The sequence below is a fragment of the Collimonas arenae genome, assembly GCF_000786695.1.
Lineage (GTDB): Bacteria > Pseudomonadota > Gammaproteobacteria > Burkholderiales > Burkholderiaceae_D > Collimonas > Collimonas arenae_A.
Genome location: NZ_CP009962.1, coordinates 5,326,634 through 5,345,173 on the forward strand (window position 1 = coordinate 5,326,634; position 18,540 = coordinate 5,345,173).

19 protein-coding genes are annotated in these 18,540 nt (G+C 59.2%); 10 read left to right on the forward strand and 9 right to left on the reverse strand.

The window, feature by feature from the left end; all coding sequences use genetic code 11:
• Nucleotides 1-220 precede the first annotated feature (220 nt).
• Nucleotides 221-748 (forward strand): peroxiredoxin family protein, encoded by a 528-nt coding sequence (locus LT85_RS23555; RefSeq protein WP_038493898.1) that lies wholly within the window; start codon nt 221-223, stop codon nt 746-748.
• Nucleotides 749-799: 51 nt separating this feature from the next.
• On the opposite strand, the gene LT85_RS23560 is transcribed toward LT85_RS23555, so the two are convergent.
• On the reverse strand, nt 800-1,312 hold the full coding sequence (locus LT85_RS23560; protein WP_038493901.1) for a winged helix DNA-binding protein: 513 nt from the start codon (nt 1,310-1,312) through the stop codon (nt 800-802).
• A 364-nt stretch (nt 1,313-1,676) separates the two neighbouring features.
• On the opposite strand from LT85_RS23560, the gene pxpB reads away from it, so the two are divergent.
• From pxpB to LT85_RS23600, 8 genes are all read left to right on the forward strand, one after another.
• Complete coding sequence (gene pxpB, locus LT85_RS23565) at nt 1,677-2,330, forward strand: 5-oxoprolinase subunit PxpB (protein ID WP_038493903.1); 654 nt, start codon at nt 1,677-1,679, stop codon at nt 2,328-2,330.
• The gene (locus LT85_RS23570) at nt 2,327-3,304 is read left to right on the forward strand and encodes a biotin-dependent carboxyltransferase family protein (protein WP_038493907.1); all 978 of its coding nucleotides are present in this window, start codon (nt 2,327-2,329) and stop codon (nt 3,302-3,304) included. The genes pxpB and LT85_RS23570 overlap by 4 nt, the downstream gene beginning before the upstream one ends.
• A gap of 16 nt (nt 3,305-3,320) precedes the next feature.
• Nucleotides 3,321-4,121, forward strand: a complete 801-nt coding sequence (pxpA, locus tag LT85_RS23575; RefSeq protein ID WP_038493910.1) for a 5-oxoprolinase subunit PxpA — start codon at nt 3,321-3,323, stop codon at nt 4,119-4,121.
• An 85-nt stretch (nt 4,122-4,206) separates the two neighbouring features.
• Entirely contained in the window at nt 4,207-4,935 is a 729-nt protein-coding gene (locus LT85_RS23580; protein ID WP_038493913.1) for a DUF969 domain-containing protein, read from the forward strand.
• A complete protein-coding gene (locus LT85_RS23585) occupies nt 4,932-5,918 on the forward strand; it encodes a DUF979 domain-containing protein (protein ID WP_038493916.1) in 987 nt (328 codons plus the stop codon). Before LT85_RS23580 ends, LT85_RS23585 begins: the two co-directional genes overlap by 4 nt.
• 9 nt (nt 5,919-5,927) lie before the next feature.
• Nucleotides 5,928-6,938 (forward strand): DUF2891 domain-containing protein, encoded by a 1,011-nt coding sequence (locus tag LT85_RS23590; protein ID WP_038493919.1) that lies wholly within the window; start codon nt 5,928-5,930, stop codon nt 6,936-6,938.
• 10 nt (nt 6,939-6,948) lie between these two features.
• Nucleotides 6,949-7,602 (forward strand): pyroglutamyl-peptidase I, encoded by a 654-nt coding sequence (pcp, locus tag LT85_RS23595; protein WP_038493922.1) that lies wholly within the window; start codon nt 6,949-6,951, stop codon nt 7,600-7,602.
• Between the two features lie 117 nt (nt 7,603-7,719).
• Complete coding sequence (locus LT85_RS23600; protein WP_038493925.1) at nt 7,720-8,136, forward strand: F0F1 ATP synthase subunit epsilon; 417 nt, start codon at nt 7,720-7,722, stop codon at nt 8,134-8,136.
• A 42-nt stretch (nt 8,137-8,178) separates the two neighbouring features.
• Here the strand turns inward: LT85_RS23600 and LT85_RS23605 are convergent, their stop codons facing one another.
• Nucleotides 8,179-8,778 carry an SH3 domain-containing protein gene (locus LT85_RS23605; RefSeq protein ID WP_081992652.1) on the reverse strand — a complete coding sequence of 200 codons (600 nt, stop codon included), beginning with the start codon at nt 8,776-8,778 and terminating at the stop codon, nt 8,179-8,181.
• Nucleotides 8,779-8,896: 118 nt separating this feature from the next.
• Entirely contained in the window at nt 8,897-9,799 is a 903-nt protein-coding gene (locus LT85_RS23610) for a LysR family transcriptional regulator (protein WP_038493928.1), read from the reverse strand.
• A 102-nt stretch (nt 9,800-9,901) separates the two neighbouring features.
• Here LT85_RS23610 and LT85_RS23615 point away from each other — a divergent pair, with 102 nt between their 5' ends.
• A complete protein-coding gene (locus LT85_RS23615) occupies nt 9,902-10,909 on the forward strand; it encodes an aldo/keto reductase (RefSeq protein ID WP_038493931.1) in 1,008 nt (335 codons plus the stop codon).
• Nucleotides 10,910-10,925: 16 nt separating this feature from the next.
• On the opposite strand, the gene LT85_RS23620 is transcribed toward LT85_RS23615, so the two are convergent.
• The 6 genes from LT85_RS23620 to LT85_RS23645 all read right to left on the reverse strand — a co-directional run bounded on the left by LT85_RS23620 (nt 10,926) and on the right by LT85_RS23645 (nt 18,531).
• Nucleotides 10,926-14,009, reverse strand: coding sequence for an efflux RND transporter permease subunit (locus tag LT85_RS23620; protein ID WP_038493934.1), 3,084 nt, complete (start codon nt 14,007-14,009; stop codon nt 10,926-10,928).
• Between the two features lie 18 nt (nt 14,010-14,027).
• Nucleotides 14,028-15,176, reverse strand: a complete 1,149-nt coding sequence (locus LT85_RS23625; RefSeq protein WP_052135422.1) for an efflux RND transporter periplasmic adaptor subunit — start codon at nt 15,174-15,176, stop codon at nt 14,028-14,030.
• A 613-nt stretch (nt 15,177-15,789) separates the two neighbouring features.
• A complete protein-coding gene (lipA, locus tag LT85_RS23630; RefSeq protein WP_038493936.1) occupies nt 15,790-16,797 on the reverse strand; it encodes a lipoyl synthase in 1,008 nt (335 codons plus the stop codon).
• Nucleotides 16,798-16,835: 38 nt separating this feature from the next.
• Complete coding sequence (gene lipB, locus LT85_RS23635; RefSeq protein ID WP_052135423.1) at nt 16,836-17,510, reverse strand: lipoyl(octanoyl) transferase LipB; 675 nt, start codon at nt 17,508-17,510, stop codon at nt 16,836-16,838.
• Nucleotides 17,511-17,573: 63 nt separating this feature from the next.
• Entirely contained in the window at nt 17,574-18,203 is a 630-nt protein-coding gene (locus LT85_RS23640) for a glutathione S-transferase family protein (RefSeq protein WP_038493939.1), read from the reverse strand.
• A 13-nt stretch (nt 18,204-18,216) separates the two neighbouring features.
• Nucleotides 18,217-18,531 (reverse strand): DUF2917 domain-containing protein, encoded by a 315-nt coding sequence (locus tag LT85_RS23645; RefSeq protein ID WP_038493942.1) that lies wholly within the window; start codon nt 18,529-18,531, stop codon nt 18,217-18,219.
• Between the last annotated feature and the right edge of the window lie 9 nt (nt 18,532-18,540).

Genomic DNA, 18,540 nt, shown 5'->3' on the forward strand with positions numbered 1-18,540 from the left:
ACAGTGAAATTGGGAGTGAAGGACGCGCAGGGTCAGGCGCACAGCGCAGCGATAGTTTGGCTATCGCGAGCATTTGCAACGCCTCCATGCGCAGCGCCTGCGTGGCAGGCACTCTCGATTTCACTGTTACAGCTCACTGCAAATTTTCGCTTTCAGGCAGAGCCGGCGGCAGATAGCTATAATGATTGTTCTCGGGCTTCGCCCGTATTGGATTTCTGTCATGCAAGCTCAAATTGAAAACACTGCTGGCAAGCGGCTCTGGATAAAACTGTCAGCCGTAGCCGTTGTGGTGGCGCTGGCGGTAGGCGGTTACATGTCGATGTCAAATACACATGCTGCGCCCGATGTCAGTTTCACCAATCTCAAAGGTGAACAAGTATCGCTGAAGAGCATGCGCGGAAAAGTCGTGATGGTGAATTTCTGGGCTACAAGTTGCACCACTTGCGTCGCGGAAATGCCGCAAATGGTGCAGACCTATAATGCCTACAAAGACAAGGGCCTGGATTATGTCGCTGTGGCGATGAGTTACGACCAGCCGAATTACGTCGTGAATTTCGTTCAGACCCGCAGCCTGCCGTTTCAGGTCACGCTGGATACGCAAAGCAAGCTGGCCGATGCCTTCGGCGACGTCAGGCTGACGCCGACTACCTTCGTCATCGACAAGCAAGGCAATATCATCAAGCGCTACGTAGGCGAGCCCAAGTTCGCCGAGTTGCATGCACTACTAGACAAGGCATTAGCAACATAAACCAAAAAGGCGCCCTGAGCGCCTTTTTTTATGACCGCCCTGCGTTCACGCCTACCTCGAAGTCGCGCCACGCGAAGCGGTGTCGTACAAGCCGGAGGCCGTGCGCAGCAATTTCGCCGCATCGCCCAGCGCCTGATTCGAGAGACCGGTATCGGACAGCACGGTGATCAGGCACTCTTCGCGCATTTCACGGTATTTGAGACAGAGCGCATAACCTTCCTCGGTGGCGGAAAAATAAGCTTCCTTGCCGACTTTCTCGCTTTGTATATAGCCCGCCTTCACCAGTTTTTTCAGAGCATAACTGGCAATGTGTGTATCCTCGATATTGAGCACGAAGCAAATGTCGGCCAGGCTTTTCTTACGTTCGCGGTGGCACACATGGTGCAACAAAGAAACTTCGACTGGTGTCATATCCTTGACCCCGGCGGCAGACATGCAGCGCGACATCCAGCGATTGAACGCATTACCCGCAATAATCAAGGCATATTCAAGTTCAGACAATTCGACGCTGCTTTCCGAAGCCAGATGTGCGGAAGACAGGATTTTAGGTGCGGCAACGTTCATAGGTATCTCGCTAAACGCCAAGAAAACCAAATCATACAACCAGTTACGCAAAAACCAGGCTGAATCTGAGGTGGTTGAACATCTGTATTTCAACAGGAATATAAACTATTTACATACAAATTATTGACATTTTATTTTTGATGAACGATATTGCCCTTTGCTTAAACTCTGATTTACAAAGAGTAAGCTGGTTGGGGACAGGGGATTCGGGATGTTTCAACGACAGCTGTTCGCAATTATTTTCTGAGCAATGTAAATATTGATCTGATCAGTGAAGGGCAGAGGAAATCGCCACCGGCATTGTCCGACGGCGCTCGGACTCGATCCTGCCGCGCTGATTTCGTGCAGAAAGAATCCGGCCGCAATGACTCAACCCGTCATACAAGCTCTTGGCGAAAATGCTCTGATATTGAACACCGGAGCCAACGCCACTCTCGAATGCCAGCAACGCCTGTGGGCGATCGCGGCCAAGGCGACGCATTGGCCGTACGTGAGCGATGTGGTGCCTGGCATGAATAACCTGACCATCCTGTTCGACCCGCTGGCGACCGACGGCGCGCAACTGGCCGAGAAACTCCAGACCGCCTGGGATGCAGATCTGATCAGCCAGAAGGCTGGCAGGAAAATCGAGATTCCCGTGATATATGGCGGCGACAGCGGCCCCGACCTGGAGCAGGTAGCGATTCACACTGGCCTGTCGCCGGCGGAAATCGTCAAGCGCCACACGGCGGCTGAATACATTGTCTATTTCATCGGCTTCCAGCCTGGTTTCCCCTATCTCGGCGGACTTGATCCCAAACTGGCGACGCCGCGCCGCAGCGAGCCTCGCCTGGTTGTGCCTGCCGGCTCGGTGGGCATCGGCGGCAGCCAGACCGGGATCTATCCGGCGGCCTCGCCGGGCGGCTGGCAACTGATTGGCCGCAGCGAGCTGCAACTGTTCGATCCCGGCTTCAATCCGCCAACCTTGCTGCAACCCGGCGACCGCGTGCGTTTTGTCGCCAGCGAGGTGCTGGCATGATCAAGATCATCCGCGCCGGCCGCATCAACTCGGTCCAGGACATGGGCCGCAACGGCTTTCGCCATCTCGGCATTTGCCAATCCGGCGCGCTGGACCGCACCGCGCTAGCCATCGCCAATCTGTTGGTGGGTAATCCGCGTGACTGCGCTGCCATCGAATTTACACTCGGTCCTTGCGAGCTGGAATTTACCGTCGACACCCGCATCGCCCTCGGCGGCGCCGATTTCGGCGCGACCCTGGCCGGCCGGCCGCTGCTGCCGTGGTGGAGTGTGTGCGCCCGCGCAGGCCAGATCCTCAAACTGAATGCGGCGCGCCACGGCATGCGTACCTACCTCGCAGTCGCTGGCGGCATCAACTCTGCGGCCCAGCTGGGTTCGCGCGCCACCGATTTGCAAGCAGGCTTCGGCGGCCACGGCGGTCGCGCACTGACGGAAGGCGACGCTCTCTCCGCCGGCGCGCTGGATAAGCCAGAGGCCGCGGTTCACACTGCCCCTTCATTTGGCGTACGCGCGCCATCCTGGTACGAACCCGACGATGCCGAATCGCTGGCGATCCGCGTTATCCCCGGCCCCGAATATGGCATGTTCAGCGTTGCTGCGCAAAAGGCGTTCTGGAACGATCACTGGACCTTGACGCCGCAAAGCAATCGCATGGGTTTCCGCCTGAGCGGACCTGAATTGAAAATAAAAAAAGGCGGCGACCTGCTATCGCATGGCGTACTGCCCGGCGTGATCCAGGTGCCGCCCGCAGGCCAGCCGATCGTGCTGATGGCGGATGCGCAGACCACCGGCGGTTATCCGAAGATCGGCGTCGTGATCGGGGCCGACCTGGCAAAGCTGGCGCAACTGCGCTTCAACCGTACTTTGCAATTCGTCGAAACCGACGCCACCGAGGCGCGCGACGCATTGCGCGAAGAAGCCTTGTATCTACAACAAATCGAATCCGCGATGCACTGGCTGCGTCCGGCCAAATGACGACGGGGAGCAGATGATGCCCAGAAAAGACAAATCACGGCAGGTAGATCTCAACGCCGATCTCGGCGAACAAGACAATGGCAGCGACGAAGCGCTGCTGGCGCTGGTCAGTTCAGCCAATATCGCTTGCGGCTGGCACGCCGGCAGCGCCCTGATGATGCAGCAATGCGTCAGATGGGCGGTAGCGCAAGGAGTCGCCATCGGCGCTCATCCGAGCTTTCCCGACCGCGACAATTTCGGCCGCACCGAAATGCAACTGCCTGCCAACGAAATCTATAGCGGTGTGCAGTACCAGATCGGTGCGCTGGCAGCTATTGCCGGCGCCCACGGTGCGCAGCTGGCGCACGTCAAGCCACATGGCGCGCTGTACAACATGGCCGCACGCGATGCGGATCTGGCAGACACCATCGTCGCCGCGATCCGCGATATCGATCCGTCGCTGGCGCTGTTCGGCCTGGCTGGCAGCGAACTGATCGCCGCCGCCCACCGCGCCGGCCTGCACGCGGTAGAAGAAGTATTTGCCGACCGCGGCTACATGGCCGACGGCAGCCTGGTCAAGCGCGGCACGCCGGGCGCGCTGATCGAAGATGAAGAACAGGCTCTGGCACAAACCATGCATATGATCCGCGAGGGCAAGGTATATGCAATTGACGGCAGCTGGGCAGAGGTCAAGGCCGATACCGTCTGCCTGCACGGCGACGGTGCGCATGCACTGGCTTTTGCACGGCGCATCCATGGCGAGCTTACGCAGCAAGGGATAGCGATTCGCGCCCCGCAGATGAGCGGCGGCGATACCTTGTTTCCTTTGCTCGGTTAATTTTTTTGGAATATCGATCACCACAGAATGTAGTTAATAAAATCGACGGCGCAGCAACGACCGTCATCAACATGAGGAGATAGCAATGACCGTAACGGAATTACTGCCGCTGATAGGCATACCCATTGTGGTGGCTGGTTTTGCGCTTAAATTCAACCCCCTTCTGGTAGTCACCGTGGCAGGGCTGGCGACCGGCCTTTCGGTCGGCATGGACCCCGGTACCTTGCTGGAAACCTTCGGCGAAAAATTCATCAACAGCCGTTCGCTGGCAGTCTATGTGCTGATCCTGCCGATCATCGGCCTGCTGGAAAGCTACGGTTTGAAAGAGCGTGCGCAAGACTGGATCTCCAGCCTGGCCAGCGCCACCTCCGCCCGTATCCTGATGTTGTATTTCGTGTTGCGCCAGGGTTTTGGTGCGCTCGGGCTCACCTACATCGGCGGCCAGGCACAAACCGTGCGGCCATTGCTGGCGCCGATGGTGGAAGGCGCTGCGGCAGCACGCCACGGCGACCTGCCGCAACACATACGCGACAAGCTGCGCGCCCACTCTGCTGCCTGCGACAACATCGCCGTGTTCTTCGGTGAAGATATTTTCATCGCCTTCGGCGCCGTGCTGCTGATGGACGCCTTCCTCAAGGAAAACGGCATCGCCGGCATCGAACCCTTGCATCTCGGCCTGTGGGCTATCCCGACCGCTCTCGCTGCGCTCGCCATCCACATGTTCCGCCTGGTGCGACTGGATGCCAGCATCCAGCGCGACGTCGATGCATGGAAAAAAACCAACGCGTCCAACGCCAATGAGGTGACAGCATGAGCGCACTGATCACCATCAACGAAATCTACTATCTGATCGGCGTCATCCTGATGCTGCTGGTCGGCATGACCCTGCGCGACAAGGGTAATCCCAAGCGCGTTACCACGGCGCTTTTCTGGTTCCTGTTCGGTTCGGTATTCCTGTTCAGCGACCTGCTGATCTCTACGCTTGGCAAGCCGATGGCGTATCGCATTGTCGGCGTGATTGTCGTGCTGATTTCGCTGATCGCCGGTTGCGGCCTGCTGTCGATCGGCACTTACAAACAGCGCAACGCCGAACAACGCCAGGCCTCAGCCAACAAGCTGGGTAACTGGCTGTTCCTGCCAGCGATACTGATCCCGGTAGTCACCGTACTGTGCACGGTGCTCCTGAAAGACGTCGCCATTGGCGGCATGTATATTCTCGACCAGAAGCAGCTGACCCTGGCCGCGCTATGCGTCGGTTGTATCTGCGCCATCCTTGCCGGCTGGAAGCTGACCGGCGGTACGCCGCTGCATGCTGTCCGCGAATCGCGCCGCTTGCTGGATTCGATCGGCTGGGCCTCGGTCCTGCCGCAAATGCTGGCGATGCTGGGCGGCGTGTTCGTCGTGGCCCAGACCGGCAAATCGGTGCAAGAAATCGTTAGCCTGTTCGTCGATCCGCACAACCGCTTCATGCTGGTGGTAATCTACTGCGTCGGCATGGCGCTGTTCACCATGATCATGGGCAACGCCTTTGCCGCCTTCCCGGTGCTGACCGCCGGCATCGCGCTGCCGTTTCTGATTGTCGGCCAGCACGCCGATCCGGCGCCACTGGTGACCATCGGCATGCTGGCAGGTTATTGCGGTACATTGATGACGCCGATGGGCGCCAACTACAACATCGTGCCGGCGGCATTGTTGGAGCTTAAAGATAAATACCTAGTGATCAAAACGCAAATCCCGACGGCGCTGACGCTGCTGGTCGCCAATATTTTCCTGATGTATTTCCTGATTTTCCGCTAAGGAGAAGCCATGCACCTCACTCTCGATCAGGTTTCGGCTTTTGCAGCCTTGCCGTTGCGCTCGCTGCGCCATGAATATCCGAACCACATCATGCATGCCCTCAACGGTCCGCAAGACGTGCTCTCGCCGCGTGCGCTGCATCCTGTGTTCTACGGCTGCTACGACTGGCATTCGGCGGTGCATGGCTATTGGCTGCTGGCGCGTTGCGCCAGGCAGTATCCCACGTTGCCGCAGCAGGACAACATCGCTGTGCTGTTCGATGAACACTTCACCGCCGCCAACATGCAACAGGAACGGGCTTACTTCCAGACGCCTGGGCGCGTATCGTTTGAACGCCCTTACGGCTGGGCCTGGATCATGGCATTAGCGCAAGAACTGGATACCTGGCAGCATCCCAAGGCAAAAATCTGGCTGGCAGCCATGGAGCCGCTGGTGGCAGAAATCCGCAGCCGCGTATTCAGTTACTTCGCCAAGCTCAGTTATGCGATCCGGGTTGGCACCCATTACAACAGCGCCTTCGCCTTGAAGCTGATCCTGGATTTCGCCCGTCACCGCAACGATATAGAACTGGAAAGCGCAGTGGTCACCGCATCCTGCCGCTATTTCATGGGCGACAGCAATTATCCGGCGCATTACGAGCCGGGCGGCGACGAATTCCTGTCGGCGGCGCTGACCGAAGCCTTGCTGATGTCGGATGTGCTGGAGCCGAATGTTTTCCCCGACTGGTTCGCCCAGTATCTGCCGGCATTGGGCGATATCGGCCGCCTGATGAATCCGGCCGACGTCAGCGATCATAGCGATCCCAAGATCGCCCACCTGAACGGCTTGAACCTGAGCCGCGCCTGGTGCATGAAACGGATTGCGCGACGCCTGCCGGAAAGCGATCCGGCGGGTCCTATCCTGAGCGCCGCGGCAAGACGCCATATCGAAGCCGGCCTGCCCAATGTGGTCAGCGGCGAATACGCCGGCGAGCATTGGCTGGCGACCTTCGCCATGCTGGCGATGGAAGCGGTCAACTAAGGCACAATTTATGACTACCCAAAATATCCTGTTAACCGGTTTCGAACCGTTCGAACAAGAACCGCTCAATCCTTCCTGGGAAGCGGTGCGTGCGCTTGAGGGCTGGCAATGCCAAGGCGCTCAGGTAGTGGCACGCCAGCTGCCTTGCGTGTTCGGCAAGGCATTGGAAGTATTGGACCAGATGCTCACGGAATTCAAGCCGGCGCTGGTGATATGCGTCGGCCAGGCCGGCGGCCGCAGCCAGTTGTCGCTGGAACGCGTTGCGATCAATGTCGACGATGCGCGGATTGCCGACAACGCCGGCCGCCAGCCGATCGACCAGCCTATCTACAATGACGGCCCCGCTGCCTATTTTTCGACCTTGCCCATCAAGAGCATGGTCAAGGCGATGCGTGCCGCCGGCATCCCGGCTGAAGTATCGCAAACCGCCGGCACCTTCGTTTGCAACCATGTGTTCTACGGCTTGCTGCATCAGCTGACGCAGCACACGCCGGCGATACGCGGCGGCTTTATCCACATCCCCTACATTCCATCGCAGGCGGCGCGTCATCCGGGCCAGCCAAGCCTGGCGCTGGACACCGTGATTGAAGGCTTGCGTACGGCAATCCAGAGCGCCATGACCTTGCAACAAGATGTCGTCGAAGGCGGCGGCCAGCTGCATTGAATGCCGCCCGCGCCAGTTCAGCGAATTTCCTGATTCTGGTACGGCCGATCTTGTATCATAGACTCGACTGGGAGATTCGTTACTCCCTGAAGATCGAGTCTTGCAACAGGAACCCGTATGTCGGAAACTCAAGTCGTCGTCGTTAGTCCGGAAGGCGAGCTGTACGCTGGCAGCGCCGGATTAGTCACCCTGCCGGGCATCGAAGGTTCGCTCGGCATCCTGCCCGGCCATACGCCGCTGCTGACGCGCCTGAGGCCGGGCGCAGTCCATATCAAACGCCCCAGCGGCGAAGACGATTTCATTTATGTCGCCGGCGGCTACGCCGAAATCCAGCCGCATGCCGTCACTATCCTGGCCGACACCGCAATCCGCGGCAAGGACCTGGACGAAGCCAAAGCCACCCTGGCGCGGCAGAAAGCCGAGGAACGTTTGCAAAACCTCCATTCGGATATCGACTATGCACTAGCGCAAGCGGAGCTGGCGCAAGCCACCGCACAACTCGCGACGTTGGCGCAAATGCGACGCGGAAAATAAGCTGGGGAGACGCCGGTCTTGTGCCGGACGCGCTCTCGTCAATCAGCGAGGCTGAGGCCGGTTGCCGCCATGCGGTGGACGCCCTCCGCCCGGAGGTCTGCCACTTGGCGGCCTGATACCGTTTGGCGGCGGCCGCTGGCCACCACCTAATCCAGGTGGACGCGGCTTTCCTGGCAAGATCGCCGGCGGCCGCGGATGCGGTCTTGGCGGCGGCCGTACTGCCGGTGGCCGCGGACGATGCGGCCGGTGCGCCCAGTGCGACTGCTGGCCATACCACGGCCGGCCGCGATAATACCGCCCCCAATACGTCCCCAACGAAAAGACGACGATCGGTAATCCGATGGCGCTACCGTAGTTAATCAACGGCACCTGGTTGCCCTGGTACGGATAATTCAGGTTCTGTGCATAAACCCAGCCGCGATTGCCATCCGGTAAAGTGACATCGCACCAGCTATAACCATTGATGCAACCGGCCACCGATACCGGCGTGCCCGGGGCAAGCTGGGCCACCAGCGGATAGTCGCGCGCCGGACCGGCGCGCAAATTGACAGGCTTGCTGGTAAATGCCTGCTGCGCCATGGCTGCCACAGGGAAAACCAGGCAGGCGGCGGCAAGTAGAGGAATCAAACGGATGCGGATCATGGGCTGGCTCCTGAAGTGCAATCGATGAAATATCCTACTTATATCCTACTTAATTGCGATCAAGGATACCCCGAAAAACTTGCAACATAGCAGTAAAAACAGTCTCTCCAACGACACCCTACCTTGATCGTTCCAGGCTGGCGCGCAGCATTTCAATGAATAAGCGCAAGGCGGTCGGCAACTGGCGGCGGCTCGGATAGTAGAGGAAGAAACCTGGCATCGGCGGGCACCAGTCGTCCAACGCCCGCACCAGCCGGCCTTGCGCCAGCCATTCCCGCGCCTGTTCTTCATAGAGATAACTCAGGCCGATGCCGTCCAGCGCCGCGCCCAGCATCAACTCATCATCGTCCAGTAGCAAAGGGCCGTCGACCGCAACCGCCAGCGCCTCGCCGTCCTTGGCAAACTCCCATGCATAGAGTGCGCCGCTGGGAAAGCGGCGGCCGATGCAGGCATGCTGTTTCAAGTCCTGCGGATGGCGCGGCAAGCCACGACGCGCTGCATACAGCGGCGAGCAGACTACGATCAGGCGCAGCGGCGGCCCCATCGGCAGTGCGATCATGTCGCGCGCCAGGGTCTCGCCGAAGCGGATGCCGGCGTCGAAACCCTGCGCAACGATATCAACCAGACTGTCGTCGGTCACCACTTCCAGCCGGATTTCCGGATATGCCGCCAGGAAGCGTGCGAACACCGGGGCCAGCAGCCAGCGCGCCGCCGTGCGCGGGACGTTCAGCCGCAAGGTCCCACGCGGGGTATCGCGAAACTGGTTGACCTGGTCCAGCGCCTCGCCGATTTCGCGCAACGCCGGCCCCAGGCGCGTCAGCAACTGTTCGCCGGCCTCGGTCGGCGTCACGCTGCGCGTGGTGCGGTTGAGCAAGCGCACGCCAAGACGGCTTTCCAGCGTACGCATGGCGTGGCTCAGCGCCGAGGCGGAAACCCCGCATTCCAGCGCCGCCTTGGTAAAGCTGCGATGGCGGGCAACGCTGGCAAAGGCGTCCAGTTCAGTCAGGTCGGGTTTGCTCATTGATGAAATATTTTCAGTATTACATGAAATATAACATGACTTATCAACGGTAATTGCACAAGAGATACTGAGCCTGTCATCACAACCTACGGAACAATTCCAATGAAAACCCGCACACTTGGCCGCAACGGCCTGCAAGTTTCCGCCATCGGCCTGGGCTGCATGGGCATGAGCTTCGGCTACGGCGCCAGCGACGATGCGACCTCCATCAAGACCCTGCAACATGCGGTCGACCTTGGCGTCACCCATTTCGATACCGCCGAACTTTACGGCCCTTACGTCAACGAAGAACTGGTCGGGCGCGCCCTCAAGGCGGTGCGTAACAAGGTCACCATCGCCACCAAATTCGGCTTCAAGATCCTGCCGGAAAGCAAAGAGGTGCAAGGCACGGCGCGTTTGGTCGGCGTCGATAGCCGGCCGCAGCACGTGCGCGATGTGGTCGAAGCGTCTCTCAAGCGGCTCGGTGTGGAAACCATCGATCTGCTGTACCAGCACCGGGTCGATCCGCAGGTGCCGATCGAAGACGTGGTCGGCGCCATGGCCGATCTGGTGCGCGCCGGTAAAGTCCGGCATCTTGGATTGTCGGAAATGTCGGCCGCCACTTTGCGCCGCGCGCATGCGGTGCATCCGATCGCCGCAGTGCAATCGGAATACTCCTTGTGGAGCCGCGACCAGGAGCAAGAGATTTTGCCGCTATGCGCCGAGTTGGGGATAGGATTTGTGCCGTACAGTCCGCTTGGTCGCGGCTTCCTGACCGGCAAAATCAACAGCCCCCAGCAACTGGCGGCCGATGACTTCCGCCGCAGCTTGCCGCGTTTCCAGGAAGGCGCGCTGCAAAGCAACCGCATCCTGCTGGACGCGCTCACGCCGCTGGCCAGCGAACGCGGCTGCACGCCGGCGCAACTGGCGCTGGCATGGCTGCTGGCGCAGGGCGATTACATCGTGCCGATTCCTGGCGCGCGGCAAATCAGGCATCTGGAAGAGAATGCCGCGGCGGCGGATATCGTATTACGCGCTGATGAACTCGCCGCTATCCGCACAGTGCTGGACGAGGACCGGATCGTAGGTCAGCGTTACAACAAACCAGAGTTGGAACTGATCAACCGCTGATCCGTAAATGCCGCAGTCAAATCTCTCCGCCGCTGCCTTGCAAGCGACGGCGGCGGAATCTTTGCACCAGGCGGTCCATATACAGATACACCACCGGCGTCGTATACAAGGTCAACACTTGTGACAGCAGCAGGCCGCCGACCATGGCGATCCCTAGCGGCCGCCGCAATTCGGACCCCGCGCCGCTGCCCAGAGCCAGCGGCAAGGCGCCTAGCAAGGCGACCATGGTGGTCATCATGATCGGCCGGAATCGCAACAGGCATGCTTTGTAAATCGCCTCTTCGGGCGACAGGCCGGCATTTTCCTCGACGATGGCGACGTCCACCATCATGATGCCGTTCTTCTTGACGATGCCGATCAGCAGCATGATCCCGATCAGCGCCACCAGGGAAAAATCGTAGTGCAGCAGCAGTAGCGCCAGCAAACCGCCGATACCGGCTGACGGCAGCGTGGACATGATCGTGATTGGATGGATAAAGCTTTCATACAGCATGCCGAGTACGATATAGATGGTCAACAGCGCCGCCAGGATCAGGAACGGCTGGTTGGCCAGCGACTCTTGAAAGGCTTGCGCGCTGCCCGCAAAGACCGAGCTCAAACCGGCAGGCTTGGCCATCGACCGCTCTTTCGCATTGATGGCGTTGATCGCATCGCCCAAGGCTTGTCCCGGCGCCAGGTTGAATGACAGGGTGGTGGCTGGAAACTGGCCGTCGTGATTCACCGTGAGCGGCGCCGCCGAACTTTCAAGTCTGCTGATGGCGCTCAAGAGTACCGGAACGCCGCTCTTGGACGGCACGTAAATGCGGCCAAGCGCATTCGCATCCAACTGGAAGCGCGGATCGACCTCCAGAATCACCCGATAGATGCTGACTTGCGTATAAAAACTGGCGACCTGGCGCTGGCCGAAGGCGTCGTACAGGGTGTCGTCAACCGCCTGGACGTTGACCCCGAGGCGCGCCATCGCGTCGCGGTCCAGCACAATCTGCAAGCGTGGCGCGGTAGGCTGGGAATCGCCTTCGACGTCGCGCAGTTCAGGGAGGGTCCGCAACGCCGCCAGCATGCGCGGCCCCCATTGCTGCAGCTCTGCCAAATTAGCGTCGCGCAGCGTGTACTGGAATTGGGTTTTGCTGACGCGGGCGCCAATCTGCAAATCCTGCCGAGCTTGCATGTGTAGTGTAATTTCCGGGATATTCTTGACCCGCTTGCCGATACGGTCGATGACCTGGTAAACCGAGACATTGCGGTTTTCAAAAGGCTTCAGGTCAATCAGCAATCGTCCGACATTGGTGGAGGGATCGCCTTCAATCGAGAAATAGACATTCTCGACAGCGTCGTCTTTCCTGACCGCGGCCGCCAGCGACTGCATCCGCTCCAGCATCGCCGGGTAGGAAATATCGGGTGAGGCTTCGGTGACGCCTGCGATCAGGCCGTTATCCTGCTGCGGGAAAAATCCCTTGGGAATGTAGACGTAGATTCCCAACGTGACTACCAGCGTCGCCAGCATCACGCCCAAGGTCAACGGCTGATGCCGCAGCACGGCGCGCAAACCGCGGGCGTAGCCTTGCCGCAAGCGCTCAAGGACTTTCTCGCAGCGTTGGTGAAACAGGCCGCGGTGAACCGTTTGCGGGTTGAGAAAGCGGGCACAGAGAACCGGCGTCAGCGTCAGTGACACCACACCGGAAATGAGGATGGCTATCGCAACGGTATCGGCAAATTCGCGGAACAAACGCCCCACCACGCCGCCCATGAACAACAGCGGTATGAATACCGCCACCAGGGAGATCGTCATGGAAAAGATCGTGAAGCCGATTTCACGCGAGCCTTGGAACGCCGCGGCTTGCGGATCCATTCCCTCTTCCACATGACGCAAAATATTTTCCAGCATCACGATTGCATCGTCCACCACGAAACCGATGGAAATGGTCAGCGCCATCAGCGAGACATTGTCCAGGGTATAGCCCAGCCCGTACATGGCGGCCATGGTGCCGAACAGCGACAGCGGAATCACGATCGCAGGAATCAAGGTCGCACGCAGGCTGCCCAGAAACAGGTAGACGACAAGTACCACCAGCAGGCAGGTGATGAACAGGGTGAACTGGACATCACTGACCGAGGAGCGGATGGTCTGGGTACGGTCGCCCAGCAACACCAGGTGCAGCGACGGCGGCAGGTTGCGCTGCAGTGCGGGCAATACTTCCTTGATGCTCGCCACGGTGGCGTTCACGTTGAAACCTATCTGCTTGTGTACATCGATCATGACCGCCTGATGCTGGCCAAGCCAGGCGCTCTGGCGAACATCTTCGACGCCGGCGATGGTTGTGCCCACATCGCGCAATTTGACAATGGCGCCATTGCGCGAGGTCAGTGCAATATCGCCATATTGCGCCGCTACGCTGAGCTGATCGCTGGTATCGAGCGTTATCGCTTGCCGGTCGCCGTTCAGGCTGCCTTTCGGACCGTTCGCGGTTGATTCGCTAATCCGCTGGCGTACATCTTCCATGGTCAAGCCCATGCTTGCGATGCGCCCCGGATCAATCTGAATCCGCACCGCCGGCTTTTGCTGACCGTGATAATCAATCGCACCGACGCCGCGCACGCGTGCGAGTTCCGGCGTCAGGAAATTCTCGACGTAATCGTCGACCTGGCCGATCGGCAGGTGATCGGCATAAACGGCGATCGTCATCAGCAACGCGTCCGATGGATTCTTTTTCTCGAAAGTCGGCGGATGCGGCAAGTCCTTTGGCAAGTCGCCCAGCGCCGCATTGATCGCGCTTTGCACGTCCAGGGCAGCTGCATCGACGCTGCGCGCCAGGTCGAACTGCACGCTGATCGAACTGACGCCAAGCGAGCTGGAAGAGGTCAGCGAAGTAACGCCTGGCAGGATGGCGAGCGCCCGCTCAAGCGGCGAAGTGATGGAGGATGCGACAGTTTCGGCACTGGCGCCTGGCAAGGAGGTATTCACCGAAATGGTCGGGATATCCACCTGCGGCACACCGGCGATCGGCAACTGCGTGTAACTGGCGACGCCCACGAACAACAATCCCAGCATCAGCAAGAATGTCGCTACCGGGCGTCGGATAAACCATGCGGAGAGGTTCAAGGCATCAGTCCGGAAAGATTAACGTGCGAGGGCTTTGGCGACAGCGGCATCCCTGGGCTCCACCCGAGCGCCATCCTCAAGCTGGAACTGGCCTTCCACCACCACCCGCTCGCCGCCGGTTAATCCAGCCAGGACGACGCTGCGGCCGTCGGCCAGCGGCCCGGTCGTTATTTCCCTGGATTCGACGACGTTGTCCGGCTTGACGATATACACGAACGGACGCTTGGCTCCCGCTTGGATCGCGGTGCTCGGCACTGATACGACATTCGGCAAATCGTTGAGCTGCACGCGCACCGCGACAAAGGCGCCCGGCCACAAATTTTCCTGGGCGTTTTTAAAAATTGCCTTGCAACGGATGGTGCCGGTGAGCGGATCGATCTGGCTCTCTATCAGCGTCAGATCGCCTTCATCGAGCACCGCCTTGCCATCGTCGGCCAATGCCAGCACGCGCAGAACCTGGCGCTCCTGCTGCTGGCGCAATACAGCTAACACGCCCTGCGGCAGCGAGAAGGTCACCGCTATCGGCTTGATCTGGCTAAGGATGACCAGGCCGGTGGTGTCGCCGGCGTGGACCAGATTGCCGGCATCGACCAGCCTCGCCCCCAGCCGTCCATCCATCGGCGCCCGCACAGTGGCGTAATCCAGCTGCAGGCGAGCCAGGTCGATTTGCGCCTCATCGCCGTTCAGCGTACCCCGCAATTGCTCCACCAGCGCGCGCGTCGTGTCTAGCGTTTGCATGGTGCCCGATTCGGTTTTCGCCAACGTTTCGTAACGCCCCAGATCAAGTCTGGCGTTGTCGAATTGCGCGCGGTCTTTCTGCTTTTGCGCCAGCGCAGCGCGCAGCTGCACTTCAAACGGCTGGCGGTCGAGCTCGACCAGCACCTCGCCGCTCTTGACACTTTTTCCTTCCTGGAACAGCACTTTGCTGATCTGGCCATCCACCCGCGCATGCACCACTACCGTATTCAACGCTTGCACAGTGGCGGCGCTGTCCAGGTAGCTGTGCACGTTGCCGCGCTCGGCCAGCGCAAACTTGACCGCAATCGCCGGTCTGGCGTCGCCGCCCTTCTTGACATGGCCAAACAGGCCCGACCTGGCAGCGCCAAAGTACAAAACTGCCACAGCGCAAAGGGCAGCAGCCAAGTACCAGGATCTTTTCAATTTCATGCTGTATCTTTTTTGATATGGGAGATGGCGATGCAGGAAAATTCCCATGCGGTAAATCCAGGCAATTGCCGTTGTGTCATGTGCCCGGCGAAGCAATGCCTGTCCCCGAAAGAATCTGCGCGATGGCGAAGCTACCAGCCAATACTTAGGAAAAACTTAGCCGGATATCTCCAATCTCCGCCAAGCAAACCCCGCGATCCCTGCCAGCGTGAACTGTTGGACCACATCTTCCTTCAACAGCAGCAATCGCGCCACGCGGCTCGTGAGCCAGTAGCTGCAGCTTATCGGAATTTTTAGGGGCCGTACGATCGAGTTACTGTCCTTGCATCACAAGGCGAGCGAATCCGTTAAATAGGATCAATTCTGCAAGAAAAAGGGGCACTTGCGCTGCTGCTTGACGGCAGTTGTGGATTCTGGGAGGAGTGTAAAACACTGGGATTGTCGCAATAGCTATCGTCTGGTACACGCGACACATGCAATAGAGCGGAAGGTTGTTTCCGGCCAAACACCCTGTGAGGGAAGGCTAGTTCGCCGAACTGGTCAATTCGACATGGATTTTCATCCTTTGGAAGGATGAAAATCCATGTCGGCTTACTGCATAAAAAAGAGTTTTCTACTGATTATCTACAACCATGCCAGCATCATGTGCCTGCTGGTCCGCATGATAGGAGCTGCGCACCATCGCGCCCACCGCAGCGTGGGCAAAGCCCATCTTGTAGGCTTCTTCTTCGTACATTTTGAAAACATCAGGATGGACATAGCGCCGTACCGGCAGGTGATTCCCGCTTGGCATCAGGTATTGGCCGATGGTCAGCATGTCAACGTCGTGGGCGCGCATGTCGCGCATCACTTGCAGCACTTCTTCGTCGGTTTCGCCGAGGCCGACCATGATGCCGGATTTGGTTGGGACGTTCGGATGCAGGGCCTTGAAGCGCTTCAGCAGGTTCAGCGAATATTCGTAGTCCGAACCGGGACGCGCTTCCTTGTACAGGCGTGGGGCGGTTTCCAGATTGTGATTCATCACGTCCGGCGGCGCCATATTGAGAATTTCCAGCGCACGGTCCATGCGGCCGCGGAAGTCGGGCACCAGGACTTCGATACGGGTATTCGGCGACAGCGCCCGCACGTGACGAATACAGTCGGCGAAGTGGCCGGCGCCACCGTCGCGCAGGTCATCACGGTCAACGCTGGTGATGACGACGTAGTTCAGTCTCAGCGCTGCAATGGTCTTGGCAAGGTTTTCCGGCTCGTTGACGTCGAGCGGATCCGGACGGCCATGGCCGACATCGCAGAACGGGCAGCGGCGGGTGCACTTGTCACCCATGATCATGAAGGTGGCCGTGCCTTTGCCGAAGCATTCGCCGATGTTCGGGCAGCTGGCTTCTTCGCACACCGTCACCAGGTTGTTGGCGCGCAGGATGTCCTTGATTTCATAGAAACGCGAGGAAGGCGACGCCGCCTTGACTCTGATCCAGTCCGGCTTTTTCAGGCGCTCGATCGGGATGATCTTGATCGGGATGCGTGCAGTCTTGCTGGCGCCCTTCTGCTTTTCGGATGGATTGTAGCTAGCAGTTGCAACTACGGGTTCAGTGGGCTGCGACGGCGTGGTTTCGGTAGTCATGGTCTAGGCAAGTCCTTGCTGGAGTCTCGGGAGGAGACTCAGTTAAAACGTTCTATCAGTTTGTGAGCAAGCGCTAACTGCATCTCAGAGAGAGCTATATCAACGCCTAGTGTTTTCATGTCAACGGTTTGCAGGCCTTCGTAGCCGCATGGGTTGATCCAGGAAAAAGGCGTCAGGTCCATCGCGACATTGAGCGACACACCGTGGTAGGTGCAGCCGCTGGCTTTTACTTTCAAGCCGAGAGCGGCGATTTTCGCACCCTGCCAGGCACCGTCGGCAATATATATTCCAGGCGCGCCGGGCTTGCGTTCACCGGCCAGATTATACGCTGCCAGCGTGTCTATCACCGCCTGCTCAATACTTTGCACGAATTCGCGCACGAACAGGCGCGCGGCGGGACGCCGGCGACGCAGGTCCAGCAACAGGTAAATCACCACCTGTCCGGGGCCGTGATAAGTCACTTCGCCGCCACGGTCGGTCTGGATAACAGGAATCTCGTGCGGCGCCAGGACATGGCCAGGATCTGCGCCCAAGCCTAATGTATACACCGGCGGATGCTCGACTATCCACAACTGGTCGGGCGTATCGAGGCTGCGCGCTGCAGTAAACGCACGCATGGCGTCAAAACTGACCGGGTAAGATTCGACGCCGCGCTGGATGATCTGAAGGCTGGGCGGATGAACGGGGGAAAGAAGTTGCTGCACGCTGGACATAAGCGCAAGTGTAACGAAAAAAGGCGGACGGCGTGCGGATATGGCTGGCACGCCGCCCCACCGTCAGGTCCTCAGGGGAGCCAGTAAACTCTCGGGAGATTGCCAGTTCGGCAACTCACTGATACGTTGCAACCACGCAACGACGTGCGGCGGCAGGATCACTTCGGCGGCATCGGCCCAGAACAGATAGCCGCACAAGGAGAAATCGGCGATGGTCGGCCGGTCATCGATGATGAAATGACGGCCGTCGGCCAGCTCTGCTTCCAGCTTGGCGATATCCAGGTCAAACCGGCTTTGCAGCCAGGTCAGCGCCCCGGCAGGATAGTCTTGCGGCGAAAAACTGCGCGCCTGGCGTAACTGCGGCAAGCACATGCCGAGCCGGTTGGCTTCCCAGAACAGCCATTCGCGCACACGCGCCAGACGCAATGGCGATTCGGCGCCAAAACGGCCGGTATGCTCCGCCAGATACATGAGAATGGCGTCGGACTGGATATAGGGCTGACCGTTGTGCACCAACAACGGCACCTCGCCGAACTTGGCGAGGCTGCGAAACGGCTCCGGCCGCAAATGGCGCGGCTGGTCGATATCGATAGACTGGTAAGTGTGCGCAACACCGCTCACGGCCAGCATCAAACCGACTTTGTAAGCGTGTCCGGAAACGGCGTTGCCGTAAAACGCGATCTGGTCTTGCATATCCGGTATCTGATCAGCAAGTCGCCGGAGTGCGGCCTGCCGTCAGCGGCTTGCTGAAACCGGCACGTGCGCTGACCGCAGGCAGGCGAGTCGCTTGCTGCTGGACTTGCACCACGCTGTTGCCCTTGTACGCTTCGATCACGATATGGCTGTCGGCCGCGACATTCAGGAATTGACCGGCAGACAACCAATAATCGTCGCCTTGACCCGATACTGTCACCCATACCCGGCCTTGGGTGATTTGCAGGGTTTGCGCCACTGGCGCAGTCACCGACATGGCTTGGCCGGCGCCGATAGTCAACGATTCGTTAGCTAATAATTTTCTCATGATGTCACT